Source organism: Salipiger sp. (assembly GCF_059781815.1).
The window spans coordinates 1-14,646 of the sequence record NZ_JBYNAH010000125.1 but is presented as its reverse complement, the minus strand read 5'-3'; the positions used below and the strand labels follow the sequence as shown (position 1 = coordinate 14,646).

Annotated in this window: 18 protein-coding genes; 5 read left to right on the top strand and 13 right to left on the bottom strand. The window is 68.2% G+C overall.

Going from position 1 to position 14,646, the window contains the following annotated elements:
- Positions 1-358 precede the first annotated feature (358 nt).
- Both AC6RA4_RS15030 and AC6RA4_RS15025 read right to left on the bottom strand, forming a co-directional pair.
- Positions 359-1,015 carry a CatB-related O-acetyltransferase gene (locus AC6RA4_RS15030; protein ID WP_500161640.1) on the bottom strand — a complete coding sequence of 219 codons (657 nt, stop codon included), beginning with the start codon at positions 1,013-1,015 and terminating at the stop codon, positions 359-361.
- Between the two features lie 119 nt (positions 1,016-1,134).
- A complete protein-coding gene (locus tag AC6RA4_RS15025) occupies positions 1,135-1,737 on the bottom strand; it encodes a flavin reductase family protein (RefSeq protein ID WP_500161638.1) in 603 nt (200 codons plus the stop codon).
- 79 nt (positions 1,738-1,816) lie between these two features.
- Between AC6RA4_RS15025 and AC6RA4_RS15020 the strand changes: the two genes are divergently transcribed.
- Both AC6RA4_RS15020 and AC6RA4_RS15015 read left to right on the top strand, forming a co-directional pair.
- The gene (locus AC6RA4_RS15020) at positions 1,817-2,302 is read left to right on the top strand and encodes a GNAT family N-acetyltransferase (RefSeq protein WP_500161641.1); all 486 of its coding nucleotides are present in this window, start codon (positions 1,817-1,819) and stop codon (positions 2,300-2,302) included.
- Between the two features lie 50 nt (positions 2,303-2,352).
- On the top strand, positions 2,353-3,102 hold the full coding sequence (locus AC6RA4_RS15015; protein WP_500161636.1) for an EcsC family protein: 750 nt from the start codon (positions 2,353-2,355) through the stop codon (positions 3,100-3,102).
- Positions 3,103-3,444: 342 nt separating this feature from the next.
- On the opposite strand, the gene ptsP is transcribed toward AC6RA4_RS15015, so the two are convergent.
- From ptsP to AC6RA4_RS14965, 10 genes are all read right to left on the bottom strand, one after another.
- Positions 3,445-5,679 (bottom strand): phosphoenolpyruvate--protein phosphotransferase, encoded by a 2,235-nt coding sequence (gene ptsP / locus AC6RA4_RS15010; protein ID WP_500161634.1) that lies wholly within the window; start codon positions 5,677-5,679, stop codon positions 3,445-3,447.
- Positions 5,680-5,727: 48 nt separating this feature from the next.
- Complete coding sequence (locus AC6RA4_RS15005; RefSeq protein ID WP_500161632.1) at positions 5,728-6,966, bottom strand: aspartate kinase; 1,239 nt, start codon at positions 6,964-6,966, stop codon at positions 5,728-5,730.
- Between the two features lie 111 nt (positions 6,967-7,077).
- Positions 7,078-7,536 carry an SgcJ/EcaC family oxidoreductase gene (locus AC6RA4_RS15000; protein WP_500161630.1) on the bottom strand — a complete coding sequence of 153 codons (459 nt, stop codon included), beginning with the start codon at positions 7,534-7,536 and terminating at the stop codon, positions 7,078-7,080.
- A complete protein-coding gene (locus AC6RA4_RS14995; RefSeq protein ID WP_500161628.1) occupies positions 7,514-8,158 on the bottom strand; it encodes an SDR family oxidoreductase in 645 nt (214 codons plus the stop codon). Before AC6RA4_RS14995 ends, AC6RA4_RS15000 begins: the two co-directional genes overlap by 23 nt.
- Positions 8,158-8,592: a DUF1178 family protein gene (locus AC6RA4_RS14990; RefSeq protein WP_500161626.1), complete on the bottom strand. Its 435-nt coding sequence runs from the start codon at positions 8,590-8,592 to the stop codon at positions 8,158-8,160. The genes AC6RA4_RS14995 and AC6RA4_RS14990 overlap by 1 nt, the downstream gene beginning before the upstream one ends.
- A 60-nt stretch (positions 8,593-8,652) precedes the next feature.
- Positions 8,653-9,114: an NUDIX hydrolase gene (locus tag AC6RA4_RS14985; RefSeq protein WP_500161624.1), complete on the bottom strand. Its 462-nt coding sequence runs from the start codon at positions 9,112-9,114 to the stop codon at positions 8,653-8,655.
- A 38-nt stretch (positions 9,115-9,152) separates the two neighbouring features.
- Positions 9,153-10,364: a 3-deoxy-D-manno-octulosonic acid transferase gene (locus tag AC6RA4_RS14980; protein ID WP_500161622.1), complete on the bottom strand. Its 1,212-nt coding sequence runs from the start codon at positions 10,362-10,364 to the stop codon at positions 9,153-9,155.
- An 87-nt stretch (positions 10,365-10,451) separates the two neighbouring features.
- Positions 10,452-11,036 carry an HNH endonuclease gene (locus tag AC6RA4_RS14975; protein ID WP_500161620.1) on the bottom strand — a complete coding sequence of 195 codons (585 nt, stop codon included), beginning with the start codon at positions 11,034-11,036 and terminating at the stop codon, positions 10,452-10,454.
- 429 nt (positions 11,037-11,465) lie between these two features.
- Positions 11,466-11,864 carry an excinuclease ABC subunit B gene (locus AC6RA4_RS14970; RefSeq protein WP_500161618.1) on the bottom strand — a complete coding sequence of 133 codons (399 nt, stop codon included), beginning with the start codon at positions 11,862-11,864 and terminating at the stop codon, positions 11,466-11,468.
- Between the two features lie 39 nt (positions 11,865-11,903).
- Positions 11,904-12,155: a hypothetical protein gene (locus AC6RA4_RS14965; RefSeq protein ID WP_500161616.1), complete on the bottom strand. Its 252-nt coding sequence runs from the start codon at positions 12,153-12,155 to the stop codon at positions 11,904-11,906.
- Positions 12,156-12,233: 78 nt separating this feature from the next.
- Between AC6RA4_RS14965 and AC6RA4_RS14960 the strand changes: the two genes are divergently transcribed.
- From AC6RA4_RS14960 to AC6RA4_RS14950, 3 genes are all read left to right on the top strand, one after another.
- Positions 12,234-12,503, top strand: coding sequence for an I78 family peptidase inhibitor (locus AC6RA4_RS14960; protein WP_500161614.1), 270 nt, complete (start codon positions 12,234-12,236; stop codon positions 12,501-12,503).
- Positions 12,504-12,685: 182 nt separating this feature from the next.
- Entirely contained in the window at positions 12,686-12,973 is a 288-nt protein-coding gene (locus AC6RA4_RS14955) for a hypothetical protein (protein ID WP_500161612.1), read from the top strand.
- A gap of 152 nt (positions 12,974-13,125) precedes the next feature.
- Positions 13,126-13,428, top strand: coding sequence for a hypothetical protein (locus tag AC6RA4_RS14950; RefSeq protein ID WP_500161610.1), 303 nt, complete (start codon positions 13,126-13,128; stop codon positions 13,426-13,428).
- 8 nt (positions 13,429-13,436) lie between these two features.
- Here AC6RA4_RS14950 and AC6RA4_RS14945 read toward each other — a convergent pair.
- A partial coding sequence (locus tag AC6RA4_RS14945; RefSeq protein ID WP_500161608.1) for a helicase-related protein occupies positions 13,437-14,646 on the bottom strand: 1,210 nt, incomplete at its 5' end.

Here is a 14,646-nt window from a genome sequence, read left to right as displayed (position 1 = left end):
GTTTCCCCCGGGGCGCTGGGGGACCCGGGGCGGGCATGTTCCGGTGGGTTGGGCCCGGGGGGCGGCCCCCGCCTCGCCCGGGGGCGCGCACCTTGCGGTGCGCGCCCTTTTTTTGGGGGGGCGGAGGATCAGGGGCGCGCTGTTGGTGACAGGCCGTTGGGGGCGCTGCCCCCGTCGCACCGCAGGTGCGCCTGAGGTACGGGCGAGGTGGCTCGGCCCCCGTCGCACCGTAGGTGCGCTTGAGGTAGGGGCGAGGGGGCTCTGCCCCCGTCGCAGCGGAGCTGCGACTCCCCCGAGGTATTTTTGAACCAGAGAAGAGCGGGCGTGGCCTTTGGCGGCGAGGTCGGTGGTTGGGGGCTCAAGCCGGCGGCGCGTGGATGGCGAGTGCGTCGAGGTCCGCGGCCTCGAGAGCGGGGCGGGCGCGGGCGATGACATCCTTGGGCCAGTGCCACCAGGCGAGGGCTTCGAGCCGGGCGATCTCGGCGGGCGGGAAGCGCATGCGGGTGACGCTGGCGGGGTTGCCGGTGGCCACAGCATAGGCAGGGATCTCGCCGCGCACCACGCTGCCGGCGCCGATGATGGCGCCGTTGCCGATGCGGGCACCAGGCAGGATCAGCGCGCCGTAGCCGAGCCAGACGTCGTGGCCGATCACCGTGTCGCGGGTGTCGGGCTGGAAGCCGGTCATCGCTTCGGGGTCGAACACCGCGAAGGGATAGGTCGAGAGGCCACGCGTGGCGTGATTGGCCGAAGCGCCTATGAAGCGCACGCCGTGGGCGATCTGGCAGAACCTGCCGATGCGGAGGGTCTCTTTCGAAAACGGGAAGAGGTAGGGGGCCAGCCGCGCCGCCCAGCCCTCGGGCGAGGGCGGATCGAAATCGGAGGCGTAGCTGTGGGCGCCGACCTTGAACCGCGGGTGGTCGATGACCGAGGCGAGATGCACGGTGCCCTCGTGGGCGGTGCCGTCGGGCAGGGTGATGGGATGGATGCGATCGGCATCCGGAAGAGAGAAGGGCATGGGGCCTCCTTTGAAAGTCTGTTTCGGGTCAGGCTGTCAAAGGGTCTGGTCCATCGCTCCCTCCATCGGATGCGCCCCGATCCTGGCACGGATCGGGGCGGATGTCACGGGTTGCGTCCTTACTCGCCGGGGCGCTTCAGTTCGAAGACCTCGCGGATCACCGAGTAGTCGCGGTAGCCCATGCGGGTCAGCGGCTGGAAGGTGGTGATGTCGAAGCGCCCGTCGACGAGGCAGTCGTCGCGGATATGCACGCCGGTCACCTCGCCGAAGGTGGCGAAATTGGCCTCGCCCGGCAGCTTGACGATCTCCACCACGCGGCATTCGAGCGCCGCCGGTGCCGCCGCCACGCGCGGGCAGTCGATGGTCTCGCATTCGGCCTTTTCCAGCCCAGCGAGCGCGAACTCGTCCTGGCCCGCCTGCCACGGTCCGGAGGTCAGGTTCATCGCGTCGCGCATGGCGAACTCGACGATGTTGACGCAGAACGTGCCGGTCTCGCGCAGCTGGGCGACGCTGTCCTTGGTGTCGCCGCGATCGGGCTTCACCGAGGTCGAGGCGAACATCACCTGCGGCGGCACGTAGGCCACCGCGTTGAAGAAGCTGTAGGGCGCGAGATTGTCGCCCATCGCGCCGCGGGTCGAGATCCAGCCGATCGGGCGCGGCGTCACGATGGCGTTGAACGGGTTGTGCGGCAGGCCGTGGCCATCTTCGGGGCGGTAGAACATTGCTGTCCTCTCAACTGTTTGCAGCTATACGCTGAAACAGATAGGCCGGATCGCGGATGATTGCACGGGAGAAGCGGCGCTGTTCACGCTGTCACAGGAAAAGCCGGGCGACTGGTGGGAGGTCGAGGCGCTCTACGACCTGAGCTTTGCCCCGGGGCGGACGTTGCTCTCCTCCTACCGCCTGCGCGACGAGGTGCCGCCGGTGGCCGAGCTGTGCCGGGTGGCGCGTGACGAGACCGGCATCCTCGGCGGGGCGATCCGCTACTGGCCGGTGCGCATCGGGGCGTGGCAGGCGCTGCTGCTCGGGCCGGTGGCCGTCCACCCGACGGCACAGGGCGAGGGGCTGGGCGCGGCGCTGATCCGCGACACGGTCGAGCGCGCCCGGGCGCTGGAATGGTCGCGGGTGCTGCTGGTGGGCGACGAGCCCTATTACAAGCGCTTCGGGTTCATGCATCTGAGCGGTGTCGAGATGCCGCCGCCGACCAACCCCGAGCGCATCCTCGGGCTCGAGCTGGTACCCGGCGCGTGGCAGGGCGTGACCGGCGAGGTCACCCGCTACGCTTGAATTCCGGCGCCGAGGCCCGATCTTTTCTTAAGGGAAAGGAAAGGGCTGCCATGACCGGAACGGAGCTTGTCGCCGTGGACACCAGCAAGGAGATCGCCGCACTCGCGCGCCGCTACCGCTCGGCGGGCGGCGTCGGGCTGCAGGTGCTCAACATCATCGGCGGGCAGGCCGAGAACCTGCTCGAACGGCTGCCGGACAAGGTCAAGGACCGGCTTGAGAGCGCCACCGAGCGGGCGCTCGAGACGGCGATGCGCGCCGCCGCGGGCTCGCGCGGGGTGGTGCCGGACCAGAAGAGCTGGCTCAACACCGCGCTGACAACCGCGATGGGCGCGGCGGGCGGGGCGGGCGGCCTGCCGACGGCGCTGGCCGAGCTGCCGGTGACCACCACGGTGCTGCTGCGCGCCATTCAGGGCATTGCCGCCGAGCATGGCTTTGATCCCAACGATCCCGAGATCCGGCGCGAATGCCTCGCGGTGTTCGGCGCGGCGGGGCCGCTCGAGCATGACGACGGTGCCGACATGGGGTTCCTCTCGGCGCGGGTCACGCTGACCGGCACCACGGTGCACGGGCTGATCCGCAGCGTCTCGCCGAAGCTGGCAACGGTGCTCGGCCAGAAGCTCGCGGCGCAGACCGTGCCGATCCTCGGGGCGGCGGCGGGGGCGGCGACGAACTTCGCCTATACCAGTTATTACCAGCAGATGGCCTTCGTGCATTTCGGACTGCTGAGGCTGGCCCGCGACAGCGGACAGGAGCGCGCCGCGCTGGTCGAGGCGCTGCGCGCCGAGATGCGCCGGCGTTAACCAATCTTTTGGGCCTTCTGTCGTATGACCGTCCTGCGGGGCGGCAAAGCCGGCCCGCTCGGCCCTCGGGCGGGGGTGCAGGCTGCGGGATGTTCAGACCTGCACCGGTGGTCATCCCGACCCGGCCCGCCCACGGGGCCTCTCCCGCACAGAAGGTGCGGGCAGTGTCTGCGGCCAGAACGGCGCATGGCGCGTCCATGATCCGGGGGCGTCCGACCAGAGGGATCGTCTGGTTGGGCGCTTTTTCCCAAAGCCCCGCCCCTGAAAGCCCGCCCCGATGGGCGGGACGAGTGGAGGATGTTCACATGGCTCTGAGGTAGGGCGGCGCGGCGGAGGCCCGGCTCAGCCGTTCCAGCGCAGGTACTCGAGCACCGACTCGCGCACCGACTGCTCGCCGCGCTCGCGCGCGTCGCAGATCACATCGTAAAGCGCATCGAGATCGGTACGCATGATCAGGCTCTTCACCGGCCCGATCGAGGCCGGGCGCATCGACAGGCGGTGCAGGCCGATGGCGGCGAGGCAGACCGCCTCGATGGGCCGGCCCGCATCCTCTCCGCAGAAGCTCAGCGGCGTGCCCGATTCCGAGCAGCGCTGCACGATCTGCTCGAGGAAGGTCAGGAAGCTGACATTGAGCGTGTCGTAGCGCCGGCGCACCCGCTCGTTCTCGCGGTCGGCGGCGAAGAAGAACTGCTTGAGGTCGTTGCCGCCGATCGAGATGAACTCGACATCCTCGAAGAATTTCTTCGAGGCATAGGCCAGGCTCGGGGTCTCGAGCATGGTGCCGATGGTGACCTTCTCGGGCACCTGGTGGCCAAGCTTGCGCTCGATGGCGAGCGCCTTCTCGACCTCGGCGCGCGCGGCGCGGAACTCTTCGTACTGCGCCACGAAGGGGAACATCACCGACAGCGGCCGCCCCTCGGCGGCGCGCAGCAGCGCCTGCATCTGCATCCGCATCACGCCGGGCTTGTCGAGCCCGACCCGGATCGCCCGCCAGCCAAGCGCCGGGTTCGGCTCGTCGGTGGGCTTCATGTAGGGCAGCACCTTGTCCGAGCCGATGTCGAGTGTGCGGAACACCACCGGCTTGTCGCCGGCGGAATCCATCACCCGCTTGTAGACCTCCACGAGCTCGGTGCGGCGCGGCATCTGGTTGCGGATCAGGAATTGTAGCTCGGTGCGGAACAGCCCCACGCCCTCGGCGCCGGAGGTCGGTAGCGACGGCAGGTCGGCCAGCAGCCCGGCGTTCATCAGCATGTGGATGCGCTTGCCGCAGAGCGAGGTCGCGGGTTTCTTGCGGATCGAGGCGTAGCGCTCCTGCGCCTGCGCCTGCATGGCGATCTTGTCGCGGAAGGCGCTGACCACGCTATCGTCGGGGCGCAGGTGAACCAGCCCCTGATCGCCATCGACCATGATGTGATCCCCGTTCAGGGCCTCGTTGGTGATGCGGGTGGCGTGGATCACCAGCGGGATCGCCAGCGCCCGCGCCACGATCGCCGCGTGGCTGCCGACCGAGCCTTCCTCGAGCACCAACCCCTTGAGATTGCGACCGTAATCCAGCAGCTCTCCGGGGCCGATATTGCGCGCCACGAGGATCGGGTCCGAGGGCATCTCGGCCCCGGTCTCGCGGCCCTGACCGGTGAGGATGCGCAGCAGCCGGTTCGACAGGTCGTCGAGATCGTGCAGCCGCTCGCGCAGGTAGGGGTCGGCCACCTGGCTCATGCGGGCGCGGGCGACGGATTGCTCCTTCTCGACCGCCGCCTCGGCAGACAGGCCGCGGTCGATGTCTTCCTCCATGCGGGCGCGCCAACCCTTGGAGTTGGCGAACATGCGGTAGGCCTCGAGCACTTCGAGCTGCTCGCCGCTGGCGCCCTCGAGCATCTCGTCGACGCTGACGCGCAGCGTTTCGATGGCGACCTGAAGCCGGTCGTGTTCGCGCTGGGGGTCGTCGGTGACGAGGTTGGTGACCACGACGCGGGGCTCGTGCAGCCAGACATGGCCCTCGGCGGTGCCCTCCTGCCCGGTGATGCCGCGGATCATCGCCGGCTGAGTGTGGCGCGCCTTGAGCGCCGCGCCCTCGCCGATGAAGGCGCCAAGCTCGGCCATCTCGGCCAGCACCATCGCCACCACTTCCAGCGCATAGATCTCGTCGGCGGTGAACTCGCGCTTGGTCTTGGTCTGCACCACCAACACGCCGAGCTTTTCGCCGAGCCGCTGGATCGGCAGACCGAGGAAGCTCGAATAGATCTCCTCGCCGGTCTCGGGCATGTAGCGGAAGCCGCGCTCGGAGGGGGCGTCGGCGGTGTTGACCATTTTGCCGGTGCGTGCGACGCGACCGACGAGGCCCTCGCCGAGCTTCATCCGCGTGTGGTGCACCGCCTCTTGCTTGAGGCCCTCGGTGGCGCAAAGCTCGAGCGTCTGCTCGTCACGGAACAGGTAGATGGAGCACACCTCGGTGCCCATCGAATCCGCCGTCAGATGCGTGATCTTGTCCAGCCGCTCCTGCCCGGCCGCTTCTTCGGCCATGGTGTCGCGGAGCCGGCCAAGCAGCTTGCGGCTTTCGCTTTCCGTGCCGTCCGGCATGGTGATCAGACCTGTCCCCGTCGCATCATTCGGACGGCCCGGAAGTGATCAGGCCGTCTTCTCAAGTTCGAAGGCATCATGCAGCGCCTGAACCGCGAGTTCCATGTATTTCCGGTCGATTAGAACAGAAATCTTGATCTCGGAGGTTGTGATGACGCGGATGTTGATGCCCTCGTCGGAGAGCACCTTGAACATCTTCGCGGCAACGCCGGTGTGCGAGCGCATCCCGATGCCCACCACCGAGATCTTGCAGACGTCGGTGTCGGCCACGAGGTCGTGGAAATTGATGTCACCGGCCTCTTTCGACTTCTTCAGCGCCTCTTCGGCGCGCGCCACCTGGTTGGTGGGGCAGGAGAAGGTCATGTCGGTGCGGCCATCTTCCGAGATGTTCTGCACGATCATGTCGACGTTCACGCCGGCCTCGGAGAGCGGCGTGAAGATGGCGGCGGCGATGCCCGGACGGTCGGCGACCGAGATCAGGGTCATCTTGGCTTCGTCGCGGGAATGGGCGACCCCGGAGACAACGTTCAGTTCCATGATTTCCTCCTCGTCGCAGACCAGCGTGCCGGCCTCGTCGGATTGTTCTTCGAAGCTCGAGAGCACCCGGAGCTTCACATTGTAGCGCATCGCCAGCTCGACCGAGCGGGTCTGCAGAACCTTGGCCCCAAGCGAGGCCAGCTCGAGCATCTCCTCGAAGGCGATACGGTCGAGCTTGCGGGCCTTGTCGCAGATCCGCGGGTCGGTGGTGTAGACCCCGTCGACATCGGTGTAGATGTCGCAGCGCTCGGCCTCGAAGGCGGCGGCGAAGGCGACGGCGGTGGTGTCCGAGCCGCCGCGGCCCAGCGTGGTGATGCGGCCCTCGGGCGAGATGCCCTGGAAGCCCGCGACCACGGCCACCTTCATGCCCTCGCCGAACTTGCGGGTGATGTTGTCGGTGGGGATGTCGACGATGCGCGCGGCGCTGTGGGCGCTGGTGGTCATCAGCGGGACCTGCCAGCCCTGCCAGCTGCGCGCCGGCACGTCCATTTCCTGCAGGGTCAGCGCCATCAGGCCGGCGGTGACGTTCTCGCCCGAGCTCACGACGGCGTCGTATTCGCGCGCGTCGAACAGCGGCGAGGTCTCTTCGACATAGCCCACGAGCTTGTTGGTCTCGCCCGACATGGCCGAGACGATGACGATCACGTCGTAGCCCTTGGCCACCTCGACACCGACGCGTTTGGCCGCGCGCCGGATACGGTCGAGCGTTGCCACGGACGTGCCGCCGAATTTCATCACGAGAACGGGCATGGGAGTTTCCCCGGATGGCCTTGAATCAGGCGCGGTTTACGCGGCTGTCGCGGTTCGCGCAAGAGGCTCAAGCGCTTGGGGCGCTGGGGGGCCCGGGCACCCCAGCGCTGCTCAGGGTGGGCGATAGTCCACCGCGCGCAGCCCGCCATCGTTGACATGGGTCTCCTTGCCGGGCGCCACATCGGTGTTCTGCGCCGTCACCGCGCGCCAGCCATCGGCCTCGCGGGCGAGCACGAAGACGAGGATGGTCTGGCACGGGCCGGCGGTGCCGCCGCCCGGAAGCGTCTGGCCGGTCAGGGTGAAGCGGCAGCGCACCACCGCGTGATCGGGGCCGAGCATCCGCGTCTCGATGCGGCCCGGGCGCAGCTCGGTCTCGGCGAAGAAGCTCTTCAGCGCGTAGTCGTGGGGTTTCGCGATGGCCGCGCGGCCGGTCCACCAGAGACCGGTGACGTTTACGAAATCGGCGTCCTCGCTGAACAGCGCCGCGACCTCGTCGCCGCTGCGGCTGGCCCAGGCGCGGGCAAAGGCGGCGGGAAACGCCTGCGGCTCAGTAGGGATGGGCGCGGCCATCCCAGGTCTCGAAGCAGCCGGTGGTCTCGAGGCTCAGGGCCTGCAGCCGGTCGGCGAGACCGCTGGCAGCCTCAGCGGGGGTGATCTCGGCGGCGATGCCGCCCATGTCGGTCTGAACCCAGCCGGGATGGTAAATGCCCACGGCGATGCCTTCGGGCTTGAGGTCGGCTGCAAGGTTGCGGCCAAGGTTCAGCGCCGCGGCCTTGGAGGCGCGGTAGATGTAGCTGCCACCGGGCGCGCGGGTGTCCGAGGCCATCTGAGACGAGATGATCATGATGCGCGGCGTGGCGCCGCGCCGCAGATGCGGCAGCAGCGCCTGCACGGTCAGGAAGACGCCGGTGACGTTGGCGGCGAAGGTCTCGGCCCACATGGCGGCGGGATAGCCGCCCTCGAGCGGCTGGCCCTTGTCGAAATAGACGCCGGCGTTGCAGATCAGCGCCTCGAGCGCGACGCCGTTCAGGCGTTCGGCCAGGGCGGCGACCGAGGCCGGATCGGTGACGTCGAGCGGCTCGAGCCCGTCGCTGTTGCGGGCGGTGCCGATGACGTCGCAGCCACGGGAGGCAAGTTCGAAGGACAGCGCCGCGCCAATGCCGCGATTGGCGCCGGTGATCAGTGCGCGCATCAGTTCGATTTCCGTGTCGGGAGGAAGGGCAGGGGCGCGACGGGCACGCCCTCTTCGATCAACTTCTTCGCCTCGTCGCCGCGGGTTTCGCCCCAGATCGAGCGCGCCGGGGCCTCGCCGGAATGCATGGCGCGGGCCTCGCGGGCGAAATCGCGGCCGACGTAATCGGAGTTCTTCTCGATCTCCTTGCGCAGCTCTTTCAGGGCCTGCTCGGCCGGGCTGGCCGGGGCCGAGAGCGGCGCCTCGGGCGCGGCCTTGTGCTTCTCGCTGCCGGCATTGACCCGCGGGGCCATGAGGTCCTTCTCGACATCTGTCGAGCCGCAGACGGCGCAGGTCACCATGCCTGCGGCGTGCAGCTTGTCGAAGGCGCTTGCGGATTGGAACCAGCTGTCGAAGCGATGGTCCTCCGCGCATTTGAGAGAATACTGGATCATCTGACGTGCCCGGGGTTATCCCTTAAGACCTAGTTGTTCCGGCGGGAATATCAAGCGCTTCTAGCGGCCGAGCGCGGCGGGATCGAAGCGCTCCAGAAGGCGCGCAAGCTCCTTTTCCTTGACCAGCGAGGCCGCCTTCCGGCGGCTCATCCAGCGCCGCTTGCGCTCGCCGCGTTCGGGGAAGCGCTTTTCGAGTTTGCGGACCTCGACGGGGAACACCAGCGCGAAATGCGGCTGCGGGTTGGCGCGCTTTCGGTAAGAGAAACCGCCGATGCAGTTGTCGGTGGCCTTGCCCCGCACCCCGGCCTCTTCCCAGGCTTCGCGGGCGGCGGTTTCCTCGGGCTTGCGTCCGCTCATCGGCCAGCCCTTCGGAATCGTCCAGCGGTGCCCACTATGGCTGGTGATCATCAGGATCTGTACCTTGCCACCGTTCAGCCGGTAGCACAGCGCTGCGTATTGCAGGCGGCGGATCTTCTTGATGCGAGGGGTCTTCAGAACCTTGCGGACGGAGGCGTTTGGCATGATGCGGCTTCTTCTGAGTCACCGCGACCATGCCTGCGCTATGCGGGCGGGTCCAGCCGTTGCGTGACCGCCGCCACGAGTTCCGCGATATCCGTTTCCGGCTGAAGGATTCTTTGTGCGGCCTGCCCAAGCGCCTGCTGCCGCTCCGGCGCCGCAAGTGCGTTCAGGGCCCCGGCCAGCGCGGCGGCGTCACGCACCTCGATGGCAGCCTCTGCCGAGGCCAGCCGGGCGAAGGGTGCGGCGTGGTTGACCACGTCGGGGCCGTGCAGGAGAGCTGCGGCATAGGCGGCGGGCTCGAACGGCGTGTGGCCGCCGCGATCGGTCAGCGTGCCGCCGATGAAGAGCCGCCCCGCCAGCGGGTAGAGCTGCCCCATCTCGCCCAGCGTATCGGCAAGGTAGACCTCGGCCCCGTCCGGCGCCTCTCCCTTGCTGCGCCGGGCGCAGCTCAGCCCCGCCTCGCGGATCAGCCGCTTGACCGCGTCGCCGCGCCTCGGGTGGCGTGGCGCGAGGATCAGCCGCAGCGCGGGCTCCTGCGCGCGCGCCAGCTTGTGCGCCGCCAGAACGGTCTCTTCCTCGCCCTCGTGGGTCGAGGCGGCGAGCCATGTCTGCGCCCGGTCGAACGCGGCGGTGAGCGCGGCGTCGCGCCGGGGATCGGGGGCGTAGAATTCCTTGAGGTTCAGCACCGGCCCGGCGGCGGCCTCTGGCAAGCCGCTGGCCAGATAGCGCTCCAGCGAGCCGCGATCCTGCGCCGAAGCGTAGCTCAGCCGCCCCAGCACATCCGGCAGCAGGCCGCCGAACAGGCGCCAGCCCTTCGCCGTGCCTTCGCTCAGCCGGCCGCCGATGACGAAGACCGGGCCGGGGCAGGTCCGGACGCGATTGGGCCAGAGCTCGGATTCCAGCGTGATGTGCGCGCGCACGTCCCAGTCGCGATGCATCCGGCGGGCGACGCGCGCGAGATCCAGCGGGGCCAGCCGCGCGGGCAGGCCCCAGCTCTCGGCCAGCGCCACGCCGCCCTCGGAATTGCAGGTGACGAGCAGCGCGAGGTCGGGCCGGGCCTCCTGCAGCGCGGCGATCAGCGGCTTGGCCGAGGCCAGTTCGCCATTCGAGGCGGCGTGCAGCCAGAGATGCGGGCCGGGCCGGGCGGGGCTGCGGGCCAGCCTCTGGCGCAGCGCCGGCCAGTCTCGGCGCAGCGCGAGGCGCGCCAGCACGACGGCGGCAAAGATCGAGACGATCAGGCGATAGAGCAGCATGGCACCCCTTTCCGGCGCCCGGCAGCGCCCGCGCGGGGCTTAGGACGGGGCGCGCCGCGAGGCAAGCGATACAGCCCTTGAGACGGCTCAGGCCTCGAGCTCGGCGTCCCAGTAGAGAAAGTCGATCCAGCTGTCATGCAGATGGTTGGGCGGGAACTTGCGGCCCACGTCCATCAGCTCCGAGGCGCCGGGCTGGCGCGGGATCTTGCGCAGCGACATGTGGGCGTTGCGCAGCGATTTCGAGCCTTTGCGCAGGTTGCAGGGCGCGCAGGCGGCGACGACGTTTTCCCAGCTTGTGACGCCGCCCGAGGCGCGTGGCACCACGTGGTCGAAGGTCAGCTCGCCCTTCGAGCCGCAGTACTGGCAGCGGAATTCGTCCCTCAGAAAAAGATTGAAGCGCGTGAATGCCACGCGCTTCCTCGGTTTCACATAGTCTTTCAGCACCACGACGCTCGGGATCTTGAGCGTCATCGAGGGGCTTCGGACCTCCTCGTCGTACTCGGCGATGATGTCCACCCGGTCGAGGAAGGCCGCCTTCACCGCTTCCTGCCAGGGCCAGAGCGACAGCGGATAGTAGGAGAGGGGCCGGTAATCCGCGTTTAGCACCAGCGCCGGATGCTGCTTCAGCGCCGATGGTTCCCTGACGAAATGCGTTCTGAAATTGCCGTCCATGGAGTGACTCGTTCCCTGCCCTGACTGCCCGTTCGAAGCACCAGAGCGGGACAGCCCGCCCCAGTCTTCAACCACTATATCTCGCGTTTGCCCTCTGGCAAGCCTCGCAATATGCGGTGTCGGGCTCTTGGCTACCCTGTTTTCGTAAAGCTCATATGACAGGCAGTTTGGCCGGAGCGACCGCTCGGTAGCGGTTCCCGGAACGGGGACAGTCGACGGCGGGAGTGCTGCGGTGCCGGGGATGTCGAGCGGGCCGAACCCGGCACTGGTGCGGCGGCGCCCGCCGGATCGGGAGGCGGCGCCGGTCTCTCCGCATCCTTGCAGCGGACTGGTGGCGCTTGAGCGGATCGCCCCCCTGACCTCGTCATTGCGAACGGCGCGCTTTGCCGGCTGCGCCAAGGACCCTTTGGTGTCCGGTCCGCCCGGGCCTCAGCCCGGCGGTGCGGCCTCCTCGGGGTAGGTGGCCTGGCACTGCGCCACATCCGCTTCCGCCTCGGCGCGCAGGGCAGGGATCGCCTTCGCAAGCTCGGCGTCGCGGGCCCGCAGCGCCGCGGCATCGACCGGGATCTTGCGCGTCACCGGCTGGTTGTCGGTGTACCAGCAGGGCGACATCGCGCCGACGCTGTTGCGGCACCAGCGGAAGCGCTCGATGCGCTCGAACTCGGTCTTGTAGGTGTAGCCGCGCGCCAGATCCTTCGCGATCTCTTCGCGCTCGGACACGGCGGCGCGCCACGGGGCCGTGGCGTCGCGGATGCAGGTTTCGCGCGGGGTGGCGCAGGCGGAGAGGGCGAGGAGCCCGATCAGGGGGAGGGCGATGCTGAGTCTCATGGCGGCAGTCTAAACCGGAACCGGCGCAGGTCGATTGTCTCAGATCAAACGTGAGACGATCCGTATGTCTCCCTTGCCGAGGGCTTCGATGCGCCAGACCCGCGCACCGATCGAGGTGCCCGCCGTGGTCTCGTAAGCGGCAACCTGCAGCCGGTCGCCCTGCAGCTCCGCCGAGGCCCGCGCGCCGTCGGCGAAGGCAACGACGGACTTGCCAGAGCTCTGCGTTTCACCCTCGACGTGGCAGAGCGCGCCGGGATAGAGGTGAGAGGATGTGGCACGGAGCTCGATCATCGCTCCACCGTGCCGCACAAGTCTTCACATGACCAGAGCCGGAGCGTCTGCGCCCGCCTCAGGAGAAGGAGAAAGACGATGAAACCCAGAGCACTACTGATCCTCGCGGCGCTTCCGCTCGCGGCCTGCATGACCGAGGAGCCGCCGGCCGCCGAGGCCCCGGACACCTGCGGCATGGCGGCATATAGCAGCTTCGTCGGGACCAATGTCGCCGCCGTGACCCTGCCTGCGGACAAGCCGGTCCGGGTGCTGAAGCAGGGTCAGCCGATGACGCTGGAGTTCCTCGCCGAGCGGCTCAATATCGAGACCGACGATGACGGGATCATCCTGCGGCTGTTCTGCGGCTGACATCGCCTGATCGGGGCGCGGCAGTGCCGTGATCTGCGGTCCCGCGGCGGAGCGGTTTCGGCGCCGTTCCGCCGTTCCGTTTCGTCACTGGCGGAACCAAACGCCGTGATGGCGGGTTGTCTGGCCAATAACAGGGGCGTGAGCGCCCCGCGGAAAAGAGACCAGACAGAAGGATACCCGAGATGAAAACCGGACCTGTTATCGCCATTGCCGCCGTTGCCGTCGCCGTGATCGCAATCGGCTCCTACATGATTGATTTCGACGTGACCGAAGAGGGCTCGCTGCCCGACGTGGACGTCGCTGTCGAGGGCGGTGAGCTGCCCGAGGTCGATGCCGAGGTCGGCTCGATCGAGACCGGCACCACCACCAAGACCGTGGAAGTCCCGGATGCCGACGTCGATGTCGAGACCAAGGAAGCTCAGATCGAGCTGCCGACGGTCGAGGTGAACCCGCCGAAGGACGACAGCTGATCCCGCGTTCCCCCCGAATGTGAGGCACAAAAAGGCCCCCTTCGCCCATCGGCGGAGGGGGTTTTCTTATGTCCATTTCGTCGCCGGCGCGGTGTCGTGTTAAAGGCCCATTTACCATCGTTGGCGCATCCTGCGCACAGGAGGGCCGTCCGATGCACCCGGTTGACGAACTACACCACCTTCGCCTCGAGATCTCGAAGATGCAGACGCGCGCCGATGCCCTGCGCCGCGAGCTTCTGGAGCAAGGCGCACCCCGCAGGAGCAACGCTTACGAGGTGCGGATCACGACGTCGAGGCGGCGCATCTTGCAGAAGGATCTGCTGCCGCCGCATATCCTCAAAGATGCCCGCTACTGGTCCGAGAGTGTGTCCCAGACCTTGCGGGTCGTCGCTCTTGCGGATCGTCCGGGCGCCATGGCGAGCGATCCCGACGACTTTGACGTCATCGAAAGGTAGGGCTCCCCTTACCGCTTGCGCCGCTTCACGTTGCCACCGCGCTGGCCGGGGCGGCCGGCGGTCGAGCGGCCCGCCGCCTTGGTCGCCTCTTCCGAGGCGCGCTCCACCGCCTGCTGGCGCGCCAGCGGATCGTCGGCCACCGCGAGGTCGACCGCCTCGAGCCGCTTGATCTCGTCGCGCAGCCGCGCGGCCTCCTCGAACTCGAGGTTCTCGGCCGCCTTGCGCATGTCGGTGCGCAGCCCGTTCAGCACCGCCTCGAGATTGCCGCCCTGGCGCTTGGGATCGACGGTGGCGGTGACGCGGTTCATGTCGACATCGCCCTGGTAGAGACCGGCGAGAATGTCGTCGACGTTCTTCTTGACCGTTTCCGGCGTGATGCCGTGCTCCTCGTTATAGGCGATCTGCTTCTGGCGGCGGCGGTCGGTCTCGGCCAGCGCGCGCTCCATCGAGCCGGTGATGCGGTCGGCATACATAATGACCCGGCCCTCGGCGTTGCGCGCGGCGCGGCCGATGGTCTGGATCAGCGAGGTCTCGGAGCGCAGGAAGCCCTCCTTGTCGGCGTCGAGGATCGCCACCAGCCCGCATTCGGGGATGTCGAGCCCCTCGCGCAGCAGGTTGATGCCGACCAGCACGTCGAAGGCGCCGAGCCGCAGGTCGCGCAGGATCTCGATGCGCTCGATCGTGTCGATGTCGGAGTGCATGTAGCGCACCTTGATGCCCTGCTCGTGCAGGTACTCGGTCAGGTCCTCGGCCATGCGCTTGGTCAGCACGGTGCAGAGCGTGCGGTAGCCGTCTTTTGTGACCTTGCGGATCTCGTCGAGCAGATCGTCGACCTGCATCTCCACCGGGCGGATCTCGACCATCGGGTCGAGCAGGCCGGTGGGGCGGATCACCTGCTCGGTGAAGACGCCGCCCGACTCCTCCAGCTCCCACGCCGCGGGCGTCGCCGAGACAAAGACCGATTGCGGGCGCATGGCGTCCCATTCCTCGAACTTGAGCGGGCGGTTGTCCATGCACGACGGCAGGCGGAAGCCGTGCTCGGCGAGGGTGAACTTGCGCCGGTAGTCGCCGCGATACATGCCGCCGATCTGCGGCACCGAGACGTGGCTCTCGTCGGCGAAGACGATGGCGTTGTCGGGGATGAACTCGAACAGCGTGGGGGGCGGTTCGCCCGGCGCGCGGCCGGTGAGGTAGCGCGAGTAGTTCTCGATCCCGTTG